General features: G+C 66.9%; 17 protein-coding genes, 1 tRNA gene and 2 pseudogenes. 10 read left to right on the top strand and 10 right to left on the bottom strand.

All coding sequences use genetic code 11. The features are described from left to right. Genes thrC through argS form a run of 4 tightly spaced genes read right to left on the bottom strand, consistent with a single transcriptional unit; the run spans position 1 to position 5657 of the window. Positions 1 to 1107, bottom strand: a complete 1107-nt coding sequence (gene thrC, locus AC50X9_RS13940) for a threonine synthase (RefSeq protein WP_494894348.1) — start codon at positions 1105 to 1107, stop codon at positions 1 to 3. Further along, the gene (locus tag AC50X9_RS13945; RefSeq protein WP_494894349.1) at positions 1108 to 2466 is read right to left on the bottom strand and encodes a homoserine dehydrogenase; all 1359 of its coding nucleotides are present in this window, start codon (positions 2464 to 2466) and stop codon (positions 1108 to 1110) included. It lies immediately after the preceding gene. After that, positions 2467 to 3987, bottom strand: a complete 1521-nt coding sequence (locus AC50X9_RS13950) for a diaminopimelate decarboxylase family protein (protein WP_494894350.1) — start codon at positions 3985 to 3987, stop codon at positions 2467 to 2469. A gap of 5 nt (positions 3988 to 3992) precedes the next feature. After that, positions 3993 to 5657 carry an arginine--tRNA ligase gene (gene argS / locus AC50X9_RS13955; protein ID WP_494894351.1) on the bottom strand — a complete coding sequence of 555 codons (1665 nt, stop codon included), beginning with the start codon at positions 5655 to 5657 and terminating at the stop codon, positions 3993 to 3995. Positions 5658 to 5870: 213 nt separating this feature from the next. On the opposite strand from argS, the gene AC50X9_RS13960 reads away from it, so the two are divergent. The 5 genes and pseudogenes from AC50X9_RS13960 to AC50X9_RS13980 all read left to right on the top strand — a co-directional run. Beyond that, positions 5871 to 6299 carry an FMN-binding protein gene (locus AC50X9_RS13960; protein ID WP_494894352.1) on the top strand — a complete coding sequence of 143 codons (429 nt, stop codon included), beginning with the start codon at positions 5871 to 5873 and terminating at the stop codon, positions 6297 to 6299. A 70-nt stretch (positions 6300 to 6369) separates the two neighbouring features. Next, positions 6370 to 7242, top strand: a complete 873-nt coding sequence (locus AC50X9_RS13965) for an FAD:protein FMN transferase (protein WP_494894353.1) — start codon at positions 6370 to 6372, stop codon at positions 7240 to 7242. After that, positions 7239 to 8774: an FAD-dependent oxidoreductase gene (locus AC50X9_RS13970; RefSeq protein ID WP_494894354.1), complete on the top strand. Its 1536-nt coding sequence runs from the start codon at positions 7239 to 7241 to the stop codon at positions 8772 to 8774. Before AC50X9_RS13965 ends, AC50X9_RS13970 begins: the two co-directional genes overlap by 4 nt. A 78-nt stretch (positions 8775 to 8852) precedes the next feature. Beyond that, positions 8853 to 8925 (top strand) — tRNA-Arg (locus tag AC50X9_RS13975). A gap of 237 nt (positions 8926 to 9162) precedes the next feature. Continuing rightward, positions 9163 to 9284, top strand: a pseudogene (locus AC50X9_RS13980) (YidC/Oxa1 family membrane protein insertase); the annotation flags it as partial. A gap of 44 nt (positions 9285 to 9328) precedes the next feature. Here AC50X9_RS13980 and AC50X9_RS13985 read toward each other — a convergent pair. Then, complete coding sequence (locus AC50X9_RS13985; protein WP_494894371.1) at positions 9329 to 9763, bottom strand: SRPBCC family protein; 435 nt, start codon at positions 9761 to 9763, stop codon at positions 9329 to 9331. Between the two features lie 222 nt (positions 9764 to 9985). Between AC50X9_RS13985 and AC50X9_RS13990 the strand changes: the two genes are divergently transcribed. Together AC50X9_RS13990 and AC50X9_RS13995 are read left to right on the top strand one after the other, a co-directional pair. Beyond that, on the top strand, positions 9986 to 11056 hold the full coding sequence (locus AC50X9_RS13990; protein ID WP_494894355.1) for a M4 family metallopeptidase: 1071 nt from the start codon (positions 9986 to 9988) through the stop codon (positions 11054 to 11056). Between the two features lie 47 nt (positions 11057 to 11103). Continuing rightward, positions 11104 to 11415, top strand: coding sequence for a protealysin inhibitor emfourin (locus AC50X9_RS13995; RefSeq protein WP_494894356.1), 312 nt, complete (start codon positions 11104 to 11106; stop codon positions 11413 to 11415). Positions 11416 to 11455: 40 nt separating this feature from the next. On the opposite strand, the gene AC50X9_RS14000 is transcribed toward AC50X9_RS13995, so the two are convergent. Continuing rightward, positions 11456 to 12424 (bottom strand): GlxA family transcriptional regulator, encoded by a 969-nt coding sequence (locus AC50X9_RS14000; RefSeq protein ID WP_494894357.1) that lies wholly within the window; start codon positions 12422 to 12424, stop codon positions 11456 to 11458. Positions 12425 to 12517: 93 nt separating this feature from the next. On the opposite strand from AC50X9_RS14000, the gene AC50X9_RS14005 reads away from it, so the two are divergent. After that, positions 12518 to 12685 (top strand): hypothetical protein, encoded by a 168-nt coding sequence (locus AC50X9_RS14005; protein WP_494894358.1) that lies wholly within the window; start codon positions 12518 to 12520, stop codon positions 12683 to 12685. Positions 12686 to 12809: 124 nt separating this feature from the next. Further along, positions 12810 to 16871 carry an ATP-dependent RNA helicase HrpA gene (gene hrpA, locus AC50X9_RS14010; protein ID WP_494894359.1) on the top strand — a complete coding sequence of 1354 codons (4062 nt, stop codon included), beginning with the start codon at positions 12810 to 12812 and terminating at the stop codon, positions 16869 to 16871. Positions 16872 to 16919: 48 nt separating this feature from the next. On the opposite strand, the gene AC50X9_RS14015 is transcribed toward hrpA, so the two are convergent. The 4 genes from AC50X9_RS14015 to AC50X9_RS14030 form a co-directional block, all read right to left on the bottom strand. Beyond that, the gene (locus AC50X9_RS14015; protein ID WP_494894360.1) at positions 16920 to 17348 is read right to left on the bottom strand and encodes an HIT family protein; all 429 of its coding nucleotides are present in this window, start codon (positions 17346 to 17348) and stop codon (positions 16920 to 16922) included. Next, the gene (locus AC50X9_RS14020) at positions 17345 to 18520 is read right to left on the bottom strand and encodes an NAD(P)-dependent alcohol dehydrogenase (protein ID WP_494894361.1); all 1176 of its coding nucleotides are present in this window, start codon (positions 18518 to 18520) and stop codon (positions 17345 to 17347) included. Before AC50X9_RS14020 ends, AC50X9_RS14015 begins: the two co-directional genes overlap by 4 nt. A 95-nt stretch (positions 18521 to 18615) precedes the next feature. Then, positions 18616 to 19002, bottom strand: coding sequence for a hypothetical protein (locus AC50X9_RS14025; protein ID WP_494894362.1), 387 nt, complete (start codon positions 19000 to 19002; stop codon positions 18616 to 18618). Between the two features lie 70 nt (positions 19003 to 19072). Then, on the bottom strand, positions 19073 to 19525 hold the full coding sequence (locus tag AC50X9_RS14030) for a MarR family winged helix-turn-helix transcriptional regulator (protein ID WP_494894363.1): 453 nt from the start codon (positions 19523 to 19525) through the stop codon (positions 19073 to 19075). Between the two features lie 154 nt (positions 19526 to 19679). On the opposite strand from AC50X9_RS14030, the pseudogene AC50X9_RS14035 reads away from it, so the two are divergent. Further along, positions 19680 to 19956 (top strand): annotated as a pseudogene (locus tag AC50X9_RS14035) (hypothetical protein); the annotation flags it as partial.

Consider the following 19956-nt stretch of genomic DNA (forward strand, 5'->3'; position numbering starts at 1 on the left):
CTATTTTTCTTCCAGTCCCAGGGCTGTCGCGACGGTGACGACGTCGTTCGAGACTTTCACGGGCTCCACTTCGCTGCCGTCCTCGGTGCGGAGCGCCCACTGCGGATCCTTCAGGCCGTGGCCGGTAACCGTGATGACGATGGTTTTGCCGGCGGGCACTTCGCCGGCAGCGTGCTTCTTGATCAGGCCGGCGACACCGGCGGCGGAGCCCGGTTCGACGAAGACACCCTCGCGGGCGGACAGCCAGCGGTGGGCGGAGAGGATTTCCTCGTCGGTCACGGCCTCGATAACGCCGCCGGACTCGTCGCGCGCGGCGATGGCGCTGTCCCAGGACGCGGGGTTGCCGATCCGGATGGCGGTCGCGATCGTGTCGGGTTCCGTGATCGGGTGGCCGGCGACGAAGGGGGCCGCGCCGGCGGCCTGGAAGCCCCACATGACCGGGGTGCGGGTGGAAACCGGCGCCAGCGTGCCTGCCGTGGCGGACTCGAACGGCGCGCAGTATTCCTTGTAGCCCTTCCAGTACGCGGTGATGTTGCCGGCGTTGCCGACCGGCAGCACATGGAAGTCGGGAGCGTCCCCGAGTGAGTCGACCACTTCGAAGGCACCAGTCTTCTGGCCCTCAATCCGAGCCGGGTTGACCGAATTGACCAGGAACACCGGGTAGGACTCCCCCAGCTTGCGGGCAATGTCGAGGCAGTCATCGAAGTTGCCGTCGACCTGCAGCAGGGTGGCGCCGTGGGCAATAGCCTGGCTCAGCTTGCCCATCGAGATTTTTCCTTCGGGCACCAGCACAACGCACTTCAGCCCGGCCGCCGTGGCGTACGCGGCGGCCGAGGCGGAGGTGTTGCCAGTGGAGGCGCACACCACGGCCTTGGCGCCGGAGGCAACCGCTGCCGTCATGGCCATGGTCATGCCGCGGTCCTTGAAGGACCCGGTCGGGTTCATGCCCTCGACCTTGAGGTAGACATCGCTGCCGGTGAGCGCGGAAAGTTGCTGCGCATAAACGAGCGGGGTGCCGCCCTCCCCGAGGGTGATGACCTTGGTTGCCTCGGTGACCGGCAGTCGTTCAGCGTATTCGCGGATGACGCCGCGCCATTGGTGAGCCACTTAGACTCCTTCTACCCGCAGTACGGATGTAACGGAATTGATGACGTCCAGGCCCTTGACGGCCTCGACGGTTGCTGCCAGTGCAGCCTCGCTTGCGCGGTGGGTAACGATCCGGAGCTCCGCCGATTCGAGATGGGAGTCGGTATCGCGGTGGATCGTCTGCCGCATGATTTCAATGGAAACGCCGTGATCGGCGAAGAGCCGGGCGATCTTGGCCAGCACACCGGGCTGGTCTGCGACGTCGAGGCCGATGTAGTAGCTGGTGACCGCGTCGGTGATGGGCAGTGCCACAACCTGGCCCGTCGTCGTCTCGGCGCGGCCGGGACCGCCCAGGACGATGCTGCGGGCCGCGGAGACGAGATCGCCCATCACGGCTGACGCGGTCGGCTTGCCGCCGGCGCCCTGGCCATAGAACATCAGCTCGCCGGCGTTTTCGGCCTCGATGAAGACGGCATTGAACGCGCCGTGCACGGCAGCCAGCGGGTGTTCGCGCGGCAGGAGTGTGGGGTGCACGCGGACGGAGACACCGGTATTTCCGTCGGCATCCGTTTCCGTGCCTGTTTTTGTGCCTGTTTCCGTGCCTGCGGCGGTCAGCTTCTCGGCAATCGCCAGCAGCTTGATGACAAAACCGGCGTCCTTCGCCGCGGCGATGTCCGCGGCGGTGACGGCGCTGATGCCTTCGCAGTACACATCGTCCAGGGAGAAGCGGGTATGGAAGGACAGCGAGGCAAGGATCGCGGCCTTGGAAGCGGCGTCATACCCCTCGACGTCGGCGGTGGGGTCTGCTTCCGCGTAACCGAGCCGCTGGGCCTCGGCCAGGGCATCGGCGAACTGCGCCCCGGTGGTATCCATCTGGTCCAGGATGAAGTTGGTGGTGCCATTGACGATGCCGAGCACGCGGGTGATCCGGTCGCCGGAGAGGCTGTCCCGGATGGGCCGCAGGATCGGGATCGCACCGGCGACGGCGGCCTCGTAGGACAGCTGCACGCCGGCCTTGTCCGCTTCCTCGTGGAGGATCGGGCCGTCCTTTGCAACGAGTGCCTTGTTGCCGGTGACAACACAGGCGCCGTTCCGGATGGCGGCAACGATCAGGCTCCGGGCGGGTTCGATCCCGCCCATCAGCTCGATCACCAGGTCGGCGTCCTTGACCAGAGTCTCGGCGTCGGTGGTGAACAGCGCGCGGGGCAGTTCGACCTCCCGGGGGGCGTCGAGGTTGCGCACGGCGATGCCGGCCAGCTCCAGCCGGGCGCCGGCGCGGGACGCGAGCATCTCGGCGTCGTCAAGGAGAATCCGCGCAACCTGGGCCCCGACATTTCCACAGCCCAGCAGGGCCACTTTCAGGGTTCGCAATTCGGTCATTCAGACTCCCATGTCGCGGTTGAGCAGATCTTCTTCGGTTTCCCCGCGGACAATAAGCCGGGCGGATCCGTCGCGCACAGCGACAACGCCCGGCCGGGCCAGATAGTTGTAGTTGCTTGACAGGGCCCAGCAGTAGGCGCCGGTCCCCGGTACAGCGAGCAGATCACCGGCTGCCACGTCCTCGGGCAGATATACATCTCTAACAACTATGTCGCCGCTCTCGCAATGTTTGCCCACCACGCGGGACAGCTGCGGGGCTGCGTCCGACGTCCGGGAGGCCAGAATCGCCGAGTAATCCGCGTCGTACAGCACCGGGCGCGGGTTATCGCTCATCCCGCCGTCGACCGACACATACCGGCGCGGGTACGTAACGTTTTCCGTCGGTTCACCGGCGGGTGCGCCGGGTCCGGCGGGAGCGCCCGCTCCGCCGGAAACTCCGCCGCCGGCCGCAGGGACATCGACCCGGACCGTTTTCAGGGTGCCCACTTCATAGAGCGTGAACGTGGTGCTTCCGACGATCGCACGGCCCGGTTCAATCGAAATCCGCGGGGCGGAAATGCCCAGCTCCGCGCATTTGGAGCGGACGACGGCGGCCATCGCCTGTGCGATTTCGGCGGCGGGGCGCGGGGTGTCCACGGGCGTGTAGGCGATGCCGTAGCCGCCGCCGAGGTCGAGTTCCGGGAGCACGATCGAGTACTTGGTCTGCATCGCGGCGAGAAAGTCCAGCAGCTTCTGGGCGGCGAGGGCGAAGCCGTCCGGCTCGAAGATCTGCGAGCCGATGTGGCAGTGCAGACCCAGCAGTTCGATGCCGGGGTAGCCCGTCGCGGCGGCGACGGCCTCTTCGGCGGCTGAGAGGCCGGCCTGCTCAGTGGAATCCGCGGCCATCGAGAGGCCGAACTTCTGGTCCTCGTGGGCGGTGGCGATGAATTCGTGCGTGTGGGCGTGCACACCCGGGGTCAGCCGCAGCATGACCCTGGCTGTTTCGCCGCGGGCGTCGGCGATCTTGGCGACGCGTTCCAGTTCGGCGAGGCTGTCCACCACGATCCGGCCGAGTTTCATATCCAACGCACGGTGGATCTCGCCGTCGGATTTGTTGTTGCCGTGGAGGGCGACGTCGGCGCCCGGGATCCCGGCGCGGGCGGCAACGGCGAGTTCCCCGCCGGAGGCCGTGTCCAGCCGCAGCCCCTCTTCCTCCACCCAGCGGACCACCGCGGTGCACAGGAAGGATTTGCCGGCGTAGTAGACGTCCACTCCCCCGCAGATGTCGGCGAAGGCGTCGTTGAAGGCGTCGGAAAAGGCGCGGGCCCGGGCCCGGAAATCGTTCTCGCTCATCACGAACAACGGCGTGCCGAACTGGCGCTGCAGTTCGCTGACGGGGATGCCGTCAATGGCGAGTTCGCCGGCGGCGTTCCGGGCGACCCCGCCGGCCCACAGCGGCTCGTGCAGGGCGTTGAGGTCGGCGGGGACCTGCAGCCACTCCGGCGCGAGCGCGGAGGCGGCGGTGGACGGGTTGGTGGTCATGGCGGTTACATCCGTTCCGGCGCCGAGACGCCCAGCAGTTCCAGCCCGTTCGCCAGCACCTGGCTCGTGGCGTCGTTGAGCCACAGCCGGGTGCGGTTGAGGTCGGTAATCGGTTCGTCGCCTTGCGGGGCCACGCGGCAGGCGTCGTACCAGCGGTGGTAGGCGCCGGCGATGACCTCAAGGTGGCGGGCCACGCGGTGCGGCTCGCGCAGTTCGGCGGCCCGGGCAACAATCGAGGGGTAGCTGCCGAGGTAGGAAAGCAGCTCGTTTTCGGTCGGATGCTCCAGCAGGGACGCCTCGAAGCAGTCTTTGCCGTCCACACGGCGCTCTACCCCGGCGGCCACGGCGTTGCGGGCCGTGCCGCGGGACCGGGCGTGCGCGTACTGGACGTAGAACACCGGGTTCTCGTTGCTGTGCTTCTTCAGCAGTTCCGGGTCCAGGGTGAGCGGCGAATCGGCCGGGAAGCGTGCCAGCGAGTAACGGACCGCGTCCTTGCCCAGCCAGGAGATCAGGTCTTTGAGCTCGATAATGTTGCCGGCACGCTTGGAGAGCTTGGCGCCGTTGACGGAGACCAGCTGGCCGATCAGGACCTCGATGTTGACCTCGGGGTCGTCGCCGGCGGCGGCGGCAATGGCCTTGAGCCGGTTGATGTAGCCGTGGTGGTCGGCGCCGAGCAGGTAGATCTTCTCGGTGTAGCCGCGGTCCTTCTTGGACAGGTAGTAGGCGGCGTCGGCAGCGAAGTAGGTCGGCTCGCCGTTCGCACGGATCATCACCCGGTCCTTGTCGTCACCGAAGTCCGTCGTGCGCAGCCAGACCGCGCCGCCGTCGTCGTACACGTGGCCCTGTTCCCGGAGCCGCGCGACGGCGTCCTCGATCGCGCCGGCATCGTGCAGCTCCTGCTCGGAGAAATAGACGTCGAACGCGACGCCGAACTCGGCCAGGGTGCGCTTGATGTCGTGCAGCTGGGCCTTGTAGGCAGCACCGCGGATCACCGGCAGCGCGGCGACGTCGGTCAGTTCACGGATATCCGGGTGCTGGGTCAGCACCTCGTGGCCCAGGTCCGCGATGTACTCGCCGGGGTATCCGCCTTCCGGGACACCTCGGCCGTGCAGCCGGGAGAGTACGGAGTGGGCGAAGACGTTCATCTGCGAACCGGCGTCGTTGACGTAGTACTCGGCGGTGACGTCGGCGCCGGAGGCCCGGAGGACGCGGGCGATCGCATCGCCCAGGGCGGCCCAGCGGGTGTGGCCGATGTGCAGCGGGCCGGTGGGGTTGGCGGAGACGAACTCCATGTTGACCGTGTGGCCGGCGAGCGCGGTGTTGGTGCCGTAGTCCGGCCCCGCTTCGACGATGGCCTTGGCCAGGGCACCTGCGGCGCCAGCGTCGACGGTGATGTTAAGGAACCCCGGCCCTGCGATGTCGACGGCGGACACCCCGTCGATCGACTTCAGCCGGGCACTCAGGATCGAGGCGAACTCGCGCGGATTGGTGCCTGCCGTTTTGGCCAGCTGAAGGGCGATGTTGGTGGCCCAGTCGCCGTGGTCCCGGTTCTTCGGACGCTCAACGCGCACCTCATCCGGGATGTCGGAGGCGGAGAGGGAGATTTCACCGGCGGCGACGGCGTCCTTCAGGCAGGCGGATATGGCGAGGGAGAGTTCTTCAGGGGTCACAGTTCCAGCCTACCGGTGGCCCGCAGTGCGGCGGAATTGGCGCCTGACATGACAGGACGGCAACCCACAGCCCCGGGGCGGGTGGGCTCACAGGATGAACCACTACGCTGATTTAGACGTTGTCATTGTCGTAGCCGCGGCAGACCACCCGCCCGCGGATCACGGACTCCCGTCCCACCCCATCCGATCGTCGCGAGAGAATCGAGCCGCCGCATGAATACCCCCTTCCGCAAAAGCGTTGCCGTCGGCATCGCCGGCCTGTCCCTGGCCGGGTCAGTTGCCGGTTGCGCGCCCGGGCAGGCGTCGGACAGCCAGGCCACCAGCAGTGCACCCGCCGCCGGCAGCACCAGCTACAAGGACGGCACCTACAGTGCGGACGGCAACTACGTCTCACCCAACGGCACCGAGACGGTGGGAGTGACCCTGACGCTTGCCGGTGGCGCCGTGTCGGACGTGAAGATCACCCCGCATCCGTCCAATCCCAACACCAAAAAGTTCCAGGGCGAGTTCTCCGGCGACATCAGTTCCCAGATCGTCGGCAAAAGGCTCGACGAGATCAATGTCTCCAAAGTGGCCGGTTCATCACTGACCAGCGGCGGCTTCAACCAGGCTGTGGAAAAGATCAAGTCCGAGGCCCAGTAATAACCAGCTGGCAATGACCAGCAAGCTCTAATCAGCGAGTAGCCCCAGCCAGTAGCCATCAGGAGGAACCGTGCCGCATCCCGGCTGGACAAATTTCAGCTTCGACGGGATCGGTACCCGTTGGGAGATCTCGACCCCTTTCCCGCTCTCCGGTGCGCTCCGCGGCCGGCTCCTGGCTACCGTGGCGGACTACGACGCCGCCTGGTCCCGCTTCCGGCCTGACTCCGTGATTGCGGCAGCCTCGCGGCAGCCGGGGCGCCACGTGTTGCCGGCCGGGGCAGCTGACCTGGGGCCGCTCTACGAAACCCTGTACCGGCTCAGCGGCGGGGCCATGACCCCGCTGATCGGCGGCAGCCTGGAACAGCTCGGTTACGACGCCAACTACTCGCTCTGCCCGGGCGGACCGCCGATCCCGGCCCCGCCTTGGGACGAGATACTTGACTGGCAGGGCACGGTCCTGACCACCCGCGCCCCGGTCGTGATCGACGTCGGGGCGGCCGGAAAGGGCCAGCTGGCGGACCTGCTGTCCTCTGAGCTGCGTGCGGGCGGCGTCGCCGAGCATTTCATCGACGCGAGCGGGGACCTGGTCAACGCCGGATCCATGCCGGTCGACGTCGGCCTGGAGCATCCGTATGACCGGACCCGGGCCATTGGCATCGTCAGCCTCGGCGCCGGCGCTCTCTGCGCGTCCGCCGCCAACCGGCGCGCCTGGGGCGACGGGGTGCACCACGTGCTGGACGGCACCACCGGGGCGCCGGTACGCACCGTCGTCGCCAGCTGGGCGATGGCGGCGACCGCAATGGTGGCCGACGCGCTGGCAACCGCGCTCTTTTTCGTCGAGGGGTCCCGCCTGCGGGAGGAGTTCGAGTGTTCCTGGCTCACCGTCCGCTCGGACGGCCACGCGGAGTATTCGGCCGATTTTGAAGGGGTGTTGTTTACATGACCGCCACAATCTCCGCACCGGTCAGTTCCCGGCTGGACACGGCACTGGGCCGGTTCACCATGTACCGGCTGGTCCTCTGGGTCCTCGCCGTGCTGGCCGGCTACAGCCTGCTGCTGGAGCTGCTGGGCTGGCTGACGTTCGGCATTCCGGAGATGCTCGCGCATCTGGCGCTCTGCCTCGGCCTGAAGTATGCCTCCAACCGGGCGATCGCGGCGGTGTTCCACGTGCGTCCGCATGCTGAATCGTCGCTGATCACCGGCCTGCTGCTCTATTTCCTGTTCTGGCCGACGCAGTTCTCGGCGGGGTTGCAGTACCTGGATCTGGCCGGTGTTGCCCTCGCCTGTGTGCTCGCGTCGGCGTCAAAGTATGCGCTGGCCTGGCGCGGCCGGCACATCTTCAATCCCGCGGCGGCCGGTGCGTTCATCACCGGGCTGACCGGACTCAATATTGCCACCTGGTGGGCCGCCACCCCGGCGATGCTCTGGCTGGTGCTCCCCGGCGTCCTGCTGGTGTTGTACCGGGTCCGGAAGCTCCTGATGGCGGCAGTGTTCACTGCTGTGGCGGTCTCCATTGTTGCCGTGGAGCTGCTGCGCACCGGGATGGGACTGGGCGACGCGCTGTGGCAGCCCCTGGCCCAGCGCCCGGTCCTGTTCTTCGTCGGCTTTATGCTGACCGAGCCGCTGACCCTGCCGCCGCGCCGGCGGCAGCAACTGGCGCTGGCCGCCGTCGTCGGGCTGTTCTTCGCCATCCCCTACAACCTGGGCTTCGTGGCCAACTCCCCCGAGCTGGCGCTGCTCGGAGGGAACGCGCTCGCCTTCTTAGCCGGACAGCGCGGCCGCATCCTGCTCCGTTTTAGCGGCTCCCGGACCTTGACGCCGACGACGACGGAAATCAGCTTCCAGCCCGGGCGCCCGCTCCGTTTCGCCCCGGGGCAGTACATCGAGCTGAACCTGCCGCACGGGAAGGCAGACCACAAGGGCCGCCGGCGGGTGTTCAGCCTGACCAGCCCGCCGGACGCCGCCGAGCTCACCATCGGCGTGGGAACGGCCGAACCGCGGTCCACAGCAAAACAGGCCCTGCTTGCCCTGAAGCCCGGCGAGGAGCTGACGGCGACCACTGTCGGCGGAGACTTTGTCTTGCCGCGGAGACCCGACGTCCCGGTGCTGCTGATAGCGGCCGGCATCGGCATTACCCCGTATCTGGCCCAGCTGTCCGGACCCTCGGCCCGGGACCGGGACGTGGTCCTGCTGTACCTGGCCAGGAACGCCGCCGAGCTCGCCTACGCCGGGGAACTCGAACGCACCGGTGTCCGGGTGATCGCCCGGCTTGCCGACGGCTCCGCGCCGCCGCCGTTTATGCAGGATGCGGGCCCCGCCCGGATCGAGGGCGACGCACTCAAGAAACTCGTCCCCGACATTGCGGGCCGGCATGTCTACATCTCGGGCTCCCCGGCAAGTGTCCGCTCACTTCGCGCAGCCGCCCGCCGGGCCGGGGCGCGGCGGATCCAGGTCGACTCCTTTGCGGGCTACTGAACACGCCGATTTTCCCTTGGAGCCCACCTTCCTGCTAAGCTCTAGGACGTCCCGCCGGTAACGGCAGGAACCCTGATTGCCCTCGTAGCTCAGGGGATAGAGCGTCTGCCTCCGGAGCAGAAGGTCGTTGGTTCGATTCCAATCGAGGGCACAGCCAAGAACCCCCAGGATCCATTGGATTCTGGGGGTTCTTTCGTGTTGGCTGACAGGGTGCAGGTGCACAGGCCGCAAAAGTTCACAGGCCGCGCTGCGGCCCGAAGAATGGGGGCATCGAATGGACTTCCGTGCAGAGCTGCTGTTTCCGTTCCAGTGGCTCGTGTCGGCCATCATGGTGGGGCTCCATGACGGGCTGAGCGCGGCCGGCATCCCTGCTGCCAACGGCTGGACCTACGCCCTACCCATCGTCTTCGGCGCGGGTGGAATCATCTTCCCCTCGGCGTCCTGATCTACTGGACCACCACGAATTTATGGACCATGGTGCAACAATTCGTCCTTGACCCGCGGTCCCCCAAAGGGCTGGGCACTAATGAGCCGGGCAGCAGAATTCGGTCGGCTCAGGTCCGGGACTCCACGATTTGCTTGAGCTTTTCCAGCGCCAGCGGCCACGCGTCGTCGAACATGGCGACGAATTCTTCCTCGCTGTCGAGCTCCACATTCACTGTCGTCACTCCGCCGGCGCCGCTGAAGGCATACTTCTCGTGGATTCCAATGAATGTCTTCGCGGCCTCGCTCGTGGTGTCATCCTCGCCGTTGACGATCTGCCCGATGTAGCGCAGCGAGATCAGTTCGTTGGGCCTGTTCACCTCGACCGTGGCGATCATCCCCGCGAGTGAGCCGTCGCCGTCGGGACCGAGGAAACAGATCTCGCTGCCCTGGTTCCAGTCGCCCTCGAAGTAGGAGTCGCTGTTGAAAACGCTGGTCCACTCCCGGTAGGTGGCATCGTCCAGCATCGTGGTCCAGACGTCCTGCACGGGGGCGTTGATCGTCACGGAATAGCTAACTTCTCCATGCGCGATTTTACGTCCGGGACGGAACCGCGGAACAGCTCGGGGTGCTGATCGCCGAAGAAGAAAGCGCGCCACCCTGCCAAATGTCGGTGCCCGCTCGTAGGCTGTCTGCATCGGCAGCGGGGTTCCGGCGGCCGGGTGGCTGGACTGGGTGCCGGCCGCAGCACCACCCCGGGACCCCGCCGAAGCACTAAGGGGTCTCACATGTTCTGTTCCATCATTCCTCCGTACATGCTCCGGCGCCTGGCGGCCCAACGAGAACCGGAGCTCTCCCAAGCCGCCCGCGCGGCGAAGGAAGCCCTCCGGCACGTCCCGAGCTTCCAGGCCTCCCGCGCCGTGCCCGGGCCGGGCAGCCACCCCGGTTTCCGGGAGCTCAAGCCATCCGCGCCGGAACGGACGGTCTACGACGCCAAGTTCGCCGAGCAGCTCCCCGGCAGCGTGGTCCGCAAAGAGGGTGAACCGCCCACCGGCGATCCCGCCGCCGACGAGGCCTACGACGGGCTGGGACACACCCACCGCCTCTACGCCGAAGCGTTTGGCCGCAACTCGATCGACGGCAACGGCTTGCACCTTGACGCCACGGTCCACTACGGGCGCCTGTACGACAACGCGTTCTGGGACGGCCAGCAAATGGTCTTCGGCGACGGCGACGGGCAGGTCTTCGAGCGGTTCACAAAGTCGCTGAGCGTGATCGGCCACGAACTCGCCCATGGCGTCACCCAGTACTCGGCGGGGCTGGTCTACCGCAACCAGGCCGGCGCCCTCAACGAATCGATGTCCGATGTGTTTGGAGCGCTCGTCGAGCAGTACGTCCGGCAGCAGTCGACGGCGGAGGCCAGCTGGCTGATCGGCGAAGGGCTCTTCACGGATAAGGTCCAGGGGTCCGCGTTGCGTTCGATGAAGTCCCCCGGGACGGCATACGACGACGACGTGCTCGGCAAGGATCCGCAGCCGGACTCCATGGACGGCTATGTGCACACGAGCGCCGACAACGGCGGCGTGCACATCAACTCCGGGATCCCCAACCGGGCGTTCTGCCTGGTTGCCACGACCCTCGGCGGCAAGGCATGGGAGGCGCCGGGCCGGATCTGGTACCAGACGCTGACGGGCGGCAGCCTGGCCCCGACCGCGACGTTCGGGGCGTTCGCCAAAGCCACGGCGGCGTCCGCCAGGGAACTCTATGGGGAGGATTCGCCGGAACATGACGCCGTGCGGTCCGCGTGGGAAACTGTGAAGGTAAAGCTCCCTGGAGCCAGACGATCAGCACGCTCATGAAGATCCGAGACCCCTGAAAGGGACTGTCTCATGAAGGCCCGAGTCCCATGAAAATCACCGTGCAGCGCAGCGGCGGTATTGCCGGCATGAAGCGGACGTGGACCGTGCAGCCCACGCCACCGGAGGATACTGACCTCTGGCAGCCGCTCATTGAGGCCTGCCCGTGGGACGCCGTCCCGAAGTCGGGCAGGGGGGCGGCGGCCGGCCAGCCGGACCGGTTCCTGTACAACATCCGGGCCGGACAGCACCGCGCCACCCTACCGGAGCAGGCCGTCACCGGTCCGTGGCGGGACCTCGTCGAGACGGCCAAGGCGGCGGCAGAACCCGGGCCGCCGCCGGACGGACTACCGCTCCGCTGACGTCCGCGCGGCTTACTTCCGCGCCGACGGCCGCCGCCGCCTACACCGCGGCGGCGAGGTGGCCGCGGAAGGTGCGGCGGTAGGACTGCGGGCTGGTGTCCAGCACTTTGCCGAAGTGGTGCCGCAGCAGCACCGAGTGGCCGAAACCGGATTCGCGCGCGATTTCGTCGATGTTCAGGTCCGTGGTCTCTAGCAGCTCCTGGGCTCGCAGCACCCGCTGGGAATTGAGCCAGGCCGCCGGCGTCGCTCCCGTCTCGGAGCGGAAACGCCGGGCGAAGGTCCGGGGCGACATGTGGACACGCGCGGCCAGCTCGTTGACCGAATGGTCATCGCCCAGGTGCCGCACCATCCACTGCAGCAGTTGCTCCATCGGTTCAGAGCCGCAGGCCGGGATCGGCCGGTCGATGAACTGGGCCTGGCCGCCGTCGCGGTGCGGCGGAACCACCATGTCACGGGCGATGGCTGCCGCCACGCTGGCGCCGAATTCCTCCCGGACCAGGTGCAGGCACGCGTCGATTCCGGCGGCCGTTCCCGCGCTTGTAATGATCCGGCTGTCCTCGACGTAGAGGACGTTTTCATCAACGTACGCGGCCGGGTACTTGCTGGCGAGCTCCTGGGAGTAGTGCCAGTGCGTGGTGCAGCGGCGGCCGTCGAGCAGCCCAGCCCGCGCCAGGGCGAAGGCTCCGGAACAGATGGACATGACCCACGCGCCGCGGGCGTGCGCGGCGCGCAGCGCCTCCAGCACGGATTCCGGGACGTCCTCGTCCCATCCGTACGGAGCCATGATGACCAGGTCCGCGTCTGCTGCGGCGTCGAGTCCGAGCCCCACGTTCAGGGACAGCCCGGACTTCATCGGGACGTCGCCCGGTGCCGGCGTGCAGACCCGGAAATCGAAGGCGGGAACGCCGGTCCCCCGGTCGGACCGGTCCACGCCAAAGACCTCAAAAGCGGTGCCGAACTCAAAGATCGAAAAGTTGGGCACCAGGATCATTGCGACTGTTTTGATCATGACTCCATTCTGACAGAAACAGTGGCAGAAATTATAGCTTTTTGGGCATTTCTGCCACTTCTTTTGGCTCGGCCACCGGAGAACCATAGAGGTATGGAACTCCTCGGAATCGCAGTCATTGTCCTCATTGTCATCGGCCTCGCGGCCACCGTCGCCGCTCTCCGCAAGGACGGGCTAGGCCACAACCCGCCGGTCCGCTCGGAAGACTCCTGGTCCGCCCTGGACCTGCCCAGCGTCAACTACACCTTCCGGATCTTCTGAGCCCCCTGGCAGCTCTCACGCTGCACCACCGAACCACCACCCGCCGCCCGGCCCCGCAGGGGACCGGGCACTTACTTGTTCCGGAACCGCCTCAGGAACACTTCCCAGTAGACTGGGTGCAGCCATGACAATGCATATCTCCTACCCCGCCGAGCTGCCGGTCTCCGAGCGCCGCGAGGACCTGATGGCCGCCATCGCCGCAAACCAGGTCACCATCATCGCCGGCGAGACCGGTTCCGGTAAGACGACCCAGATTCCCAAGATGTGCCTGGAACTGGGCCTGGGGGAAAACGGACTGATCGGCCACACACAGCCGCGCCGGCTTGCCGCCCGCACTGTGGCCGAGCGCATCGCGGAGGAACTCGGCGTCGAGATCGGACAGGAAGTTGGCTTCCAGGTCCGCTTCACCGGGCAGGTCGGCCGCGACACCAAGGTCAAGCTCATGACCGACGGCATCCTGCTGGCCGAGATCCAGCGCGACAAGCTGCTGCGCAGATACAACGCGATCATTATCGACGAGGCGCATGAGCGCAGCCTCAATATCGACTTCATTCTCGGCTACCTCAAGCGGATCCTTCCGCAGCGGCCGGACCTGAAAATCATCATCACGTCGGCCACCATCGATCCGCAGCGGTTCGCCCAGCACTTCGGCAGCGAGGACGAGCCTTCGCCGATCATCGAGGTCTCCGGGCGCACCTATCCGGTCGAGATCCGCTACCGGCCGCTGTCCCAGCCGGCCGGCGGCCCCGGCGCGGCGGGTGACGACGTGGATGCCTCCGATGACGAGCTGGAAGAGGACCGCGATCCGCTGGATGCCGTCTGCGACGCCGTCGACGAACTCGCGCAGGAAGCGCCCGGCGACATCCTGATTTTCTTCTCCGGCGAGCGTGAAATCCGTGACGCCGCGGAGGCCCTCAACGGCAGGATCCAGTCCAACCGGAAGCTGGCCGGCACCGAGGTGCTCCCGCTCTTCGCCCGGCTGAGCCTGCAGGAACAGCACAAGGTCTTCCACCCCGGCAGCAAACGCCGGATCGTGCTCGCCACCAACGTCGCCGAGACCTCCCTGACGGTCCCCGGCATCAAATATGTCATCGACACCGGCACCGCACGCATCTCCCGCTACTCGCACCGCACCAAGGTCCAGCGGCTGCCGATCGAGCGCGTCTCCCAGGCGTCGGCCAACCAGCGCTCGGGCCGCTGCGGCCGCGTCTCGGACGGCATCGCGATCCGGCTGTACTCGGCGGAGGACTTCGAGTCCCGGCCGCTGTTCACCGATCCCGAAATCCTGCGCACCAACCTGGCCGCGGTCATCCTGCAGATGACCGCGATGGGCGTGGCCCGCGGCCCGAAGGATGTGGAGAACTTCCCATTTGTCGAGCCGCCGGACTCCCGGGCCATCAACGACGGCGTCTCGCTCCTCCGCGAGCTGGGCGCCCTGAGTGCCTCGCGCCCGCCGGAGCAGGCGGATGAGCCCGACGCCGGCGTACGCCCTGGCCGCCCGACCGCTAGCGGACGAAGCGGCTCGGCTGCCGGCAGAAACGGCGGCGGGCTGACCGCCGTCGGGCAGCAGCTGGCGCAGTTGCCCGTGGACCCCAGGCTCGGCCGGATGATCGTCGAGTCCGGCAGGCGCGGCTGTGTCCGCGAGGTGATGATCCTCGCGGCAGCGCTCACCATCCAGGATCCGCGCGAACGTCCCACGGACAAGCAGCAGCTCGCCGCGGAGAAGCACGCCCGCTTCCGGGACGAGAACTCGGACTTCACCGGCTTCCTGAATCTCTGGAACTACCTCCAGGAGAAGCAGCAGGAGCTCTCGTCCACGGCGTTCCGCCGGCTCTGCCGCGCCGAGTTCATCAACTACCTTCGCGTCCGTGAGTGGCAGGACCTGTTCGCCCAGCTGCGCCAGCTGGCCCGGCCGCTTGGCATCAGCCTGGACAACAAGCGCCTGGCCGATCCGGTGGGCAACCATGAAGGCATCCACATCAGCCTGCTCGCGGGCCTGCTGAGCCATGTCGGCATCCTCGACGAGCGCAAGCGCGAATACGCCGGCGCCCGCGGCAGCCGCTTCGCCATCTTCCCGGGCTCGGCCCTGTTCAAGAAGTCCCCCACCTTCGTGATGGCCGCGGAACTCGTGGAGACGAGCCGGCTGTGGGCCCGGGTGGCTGCGAAGTTCGACCCGCTCTGGGTCGAGCAGGTGGCGCCGGACCTGGTCAAGCGCAGCTACAGCGAACCCCACTGGTCCAAGAAAATGGGCTCGGTGATGGCCCATGAGAAGGTCACGCTGTACGGCGTGCCGATCATCCCGAGCCGCCGGATCAACTACGGCAAAGTGGATCCGGAGCTCTGCCGGGAGCTGTTCATCCGTCACGCCCTGGTCGAGGGCGACTGGCAGACCCACCACAAGTTCTTCCACCGCAACCGGGCCTTGCTCCTCGAGGTCGAGGAGCTGGAGGCGCGGATGCGGCGCCGCGACATCCTGGTGGACGACGAGACGCTGTTCGAGTTCTACGACGCCCGGATCGGCAAGGAGGTGGTGTCCGAACGCCACTTCGACAAATGGTGGAAGGATGCCCGGCAGCAGGATCCCGCCCTGCTCGATTTCGACCAGGCGCTGCTGATCAGCGAGGACGCCGACGCGCTGGATGACTCGGCGTACCCGAAGACCCTGCTGCACAAGGGTTTTGAGCTGCCGCTGAGCTACGAGTTCCACCCGGTCGCCCCCGGCTCGCCGCCCAACCCGTCCGACGGCGTCACCGCCGAGGTGCCGGTGCTGTTCCTGAACCAGCTCGACGACGCGGCGTTCCGCTGGCTGATTCCCGGCCAGCGGGTGGAGCTGGTCACGGCCCTGATCAAGTCGCTGCCCAAGCAGGTGCGCAAGAACTTCGTGCCGGCCCCGGACGTGGCCCGGCAGGCTGTCGCGGCTCTCGAAGCGGACTTCGACCCGGCCACCGACGATCTGGAGGCCTCGCTGGAACTCGTCCTGCGCCGGATCCGTGGTCAGGTCATCCCGCCGAATTCCTGGCATTGGGAAGCCGTTCCTCCGCACCTGCGGGTCAGCTTCCGTGTTGTTGATTCCCGGGGGAAGATCCTGGACGAGGGCAAGGACCTGGGCGTGCTGCAGCAACGGCTGGCACCGGCCACCCGCCGGGCGATCGCCGAGTCGTTGGGCGCCACGCCCGCCACGACGGCGCCGACATCCAACGGCAAGGCCAGCGGGATGGCGGCCGGCAGCCCCAACGGCAAATCAGCCGCCGGCCGAGGGGGCGCGGGCGCGGCAGCAGGAACGGCGTCCGGCATCTCCGGAGCTTCGAACGGCTTCGCCGAGAAGACGGGGCTGACCTCTTGGTCCTTCGGAACAGTGCAGCGCCAGGTGCGGGGCACGGTGAAGGGGCATACCGTCACCGGCTATCCCGCACTCGTGGATGAGGGAAATTCCGTCGCACTGCGGCTCTTCCAGACCAGTTCCGAACAGGAACAGGCCATGCGCGGGGGCGTCATCCGCCTGCTCGCCCTGAAGGTGCCGCCGCCGGACCGCTACGTCCTGGAGCACCTGAACAATACCGAGAAGCTGACGTTCAGCCAGAACCCGCATGGCTCCGTCACGGCGCTGATTGCCGACTGCGCCCTCGCCGCCATCGACAAGCTCACCCCCGCCGAGCTGCCCTGGGACGAGGCCAGCTTCAGCGCACTCTACGAAAAGGTCCGGGCGGAACTGATCGACACCGTCTTCACCGTCACCGCCGTCGTGGAACGCATCCTGGCCAGCACCCGGCGGATCGAGAAAGCGCTCAAGGGCACGTCGAGCCTGGCCCTGATCAGCGCCCTCAACGACATCAAGAGCCAGCTGGAGCAGCTCGTATTCCCCGGGTTTGTGGCACGCACGGGCTACAGCCAGCTCAGCCAGCTGCCGCGCTACCTCGCGGCGATCGAGAAACGCCTCGAGAAACTCCCCACCAATGTCCAGCGGGATGCCCAGAACATGGCTGCAGTCCAAGCGCTGGAGGACGATTACGACGACGCCGTATCCGCGCTGCTGCCGGGCCGGCGGGCCGGAGCCGAGTTAACCCAGGTGCGCTGGATGATCGAGGAACTTCGGGTGAGCCTGTTCGCCGTCGAGCTCGGTACCGCCTATTCGGTTTCCGAGAAGCGGATCCGCGCCGTGCTTAATAAGGCGCTGGCGCCGGCCTGACGTCCCCGAAGGACGTCCGGGCCGGCGCCAGCGACTGGTAAGAGCCGCCTAAGCCTCCGGCACGTGGGCCTCGTGCCCGGCTTTCCGGAGCCCTTCGCGGAGCTTCTCGGCGTTGGCGTCCAGCCGCGCGGGATCGGGGTGCTGGTCCACCGAACCGAAGTCGAAGTCCGCCATGGTGTTGGACGGCCACACGTGAACGTGCAGGTGGTTGATCTCGTAGCCGGCCACAATCAGTCCGGCACGGGCCGCATCGAACACGTCGACCTGAACGGCGCCGATCTTCTGGGCCACCTGCATCACTCGTCCCAGCAGCTCCGGCGACGCGTCGGTCCAGCGGTCGACCTCTTCGGTGGGGACCACGAGCGTGTGGCCATCGGCGAGCGGACCGACCGTCAGGAACGCCACGACATCGTCCTCCCGCCAGACGAAGCGGCCGGGGATCTCGCCATTGATGATCCTGGTGAAGAGAGTGCTCATGCGTCTGCCCTTTCCGAAGCTGAACCGAGGGTACTGGTGTCCAAGACAAAACGGTACTTCACTTCGCCAGCCACCATCCGGTCGTAGGCCTCGTTGAGCTGGTCGGCCCCGACCACCTCAACGTCCGAGGTCACGCCGTGCTCGGCGCAGAAGTCCAGCATCTCCTGGGTCTCGGCGATCCCGCCGATCAGCGACCCGGCGTACGCGATCCGGCGCCGGATCAGCGCGCCGGGATTCACCGGCGGCATGTTCTCCGAGGGAAGTCCGAGCTGGAAGAGCGCTCCGTCAACGCGCAGGGTGCGGAAATAAGGGTTGAGGTCGTGCGGCGCGGCGACGGTATCGATGATGACGTCGATGCTGCGGTTCGCTGCTTCCATCGCTGCCGCGTCGCGGGACAGGATGACGTCATCGGCGCCGAGTTCTCGTGCGGCGGCGATCTTGGACTCTGAGGTCGTGAAAACCTTCACTTCGGCGCCCATGGCCTTGGCCAGCTTCACGGCCATGTGCCCCAGTCCGCCCAGGCCGACGACGCCGACGACGTCCCCTTCCTCGACGTCGAAGTGGCGCAGCGGGGAGTAGGTGGTGACGCCGGCGCACAGCAGCGGTGCGGCCGCGGCGGGGTCGAGGCTTTCCGGAACATGCAGCACGTAGCGGCGGTCCACGACGATGGACGTTGCGTAGCCGCCCTGGGTGGTGGTGTCCCCGTTGCGGCGGTCTTTCGAGCCGTAGGTTCCGGTCATGCCGTTTTCGCAGTACTGTTCCAGGCCGTCGAGGCAGCTGTCGCATTCGCGGCAGGAATCAACCAGGCAGCCGACGCCGACCAGCTCTCCGGGCGTGAAGTCGTCGACCGCGGAGCCGATCCGGCTGACCCGGCCCACGATTTCGTGGCCTGGGACCAGCGGGTAGTTCCTGTTTCCCCATTCGCCCCGGGTGGCGTGGACGTCCGAGTGGCAGAGTCCGCAGAATTCGATGGCGATCTCGACGTCGTCTTCCTTCGGGGCGCGGCGGGCAACGGTCAGCGGAACCAGGCCGCTGTCGCTGGCGGTCGCACCGTAGGCTGCGGCCAGGCGCGGGCCCTGGCCCTGGCCCGGCGTGGAGTCTTCCGCGGTGTCCGTGGTCAGATTGGGAAGCGGCTTGGCAAAGGGCGGCGGTACGGGGCGTCCAGGAGTCATGGTTCGACGCTACCCCCGGCAGTGGCCACTAAGCCATTTGGGGCCGCGTGTGGCCGGTGCGGTCGCACGTCAAGCCCGGGGCGGCATGTACTCCATCAGCTGAGCGCAACAACAAGATACGTGGCCGCGAGGACCAGCGCGACAGGGGTCATGATGAGGCGTTCCGGTTTGCTGCGAGAGATCCCATTCATCACCACGCCCAGTGCGAAGTAGGCCGTCAGCACCCATGCGAAGACCGTGGTGAAGCTGTCGTTGACCAGAGGACGGACCACGTCTGCCCTGGCCAGCGCCGCGTAACCGAACAGGGCGTAGAGGGCAACGGAAACGGCGCTTCCGACCCTGAGCCTGGTGGGGAGGACATTGTGTTGTCCTCCCCACGCCATTCTCCCGAGCGGCGCCCCGCCGATGAGAGCTGCCTGAAAGATGGCCAGGCCAGCCAGAATGGCGCAGGCGACCAGGGCGGCGAACTGAGCTATCTGCATTGGATAACCATCCTTGTGTCCTGTCGCAAGCAATGGCGGGTCCGCGTTGCACTCGAGGTCATGGGCGTTCCTAGTCTTCAGCGGTGAGCGCGCGCAGGGCATTGTCGATAATCCGGTCGAGCTGATGAATCAATGCTTTGACATCCACTCCCGCATCAACTCCGTCCTGATGGGATTCGAGGCCCTGCCAGGCGCGTTCCAGCAGCGCAGCTCCCTGCTCGGACAACGAGATCGTGTTCGCCCGGGCGTCGTCCGGGTGGGGCCGCGCCGTGACCAGGCCATCGTTGAGGAGCCGTCCGAGCCGCTGGGTGATTGAAGCCCGCGACACGTCAAGCCTGTCGGCAATTTGTCGTTGAGTTGGCTGGCCCGCTGTGCCGACGGTGAGCAGTACCAGGAAACCCGAATAGCGGATTCCGTGATGTTCCTGGAGGTAGCGGTCTGCAACCCGGTCCACCAGCGCCGTCGCGCGGTGCAGTTTGAACACAGCGCTCTCGACAATGTCTTGCTGCCCGAGGTTCTCCATATCGTTAAGTAGTTAACTAAATGGCATGGTTGTCAAGGGTGGCATTTCGGCAAAGGCAACAACGTCGGACCCCGGGACGTGCCCGGGTGGCCCTATTTCGCACGACAGTCGGACGGGCCCAAATTTTGTCGCAGGTGGCCGATAGCGTGTTTCCATGGACGGCAATCGGGAGCCCGAGGTGGTTTCGGCAGCGGCTGGCAGGGGCACGGGCGGTGGCATGGTCACCGAGGTGGCCCGTTCCCTGGCCGCGGTCCGGCCAGCCTCCGGCGGCGCCGGGCTGATCGGGCAGCTCCGTGAACTGGAGGAGCTGCCGTCCGCCGCGGCTGCCGTTTCCACCCCATGCAGGGGTGATCTTATTGTCGGAGCCCCGCTGTTGAATAGGGATGTGGAAGGCAATCAGGGGCCCGAAGTGGCTCCGGAAGCAGCGGGCA

It is taken from the genome of Pseudarthrobacter sp. HLT1-3 (assembly GCF_059383535.1).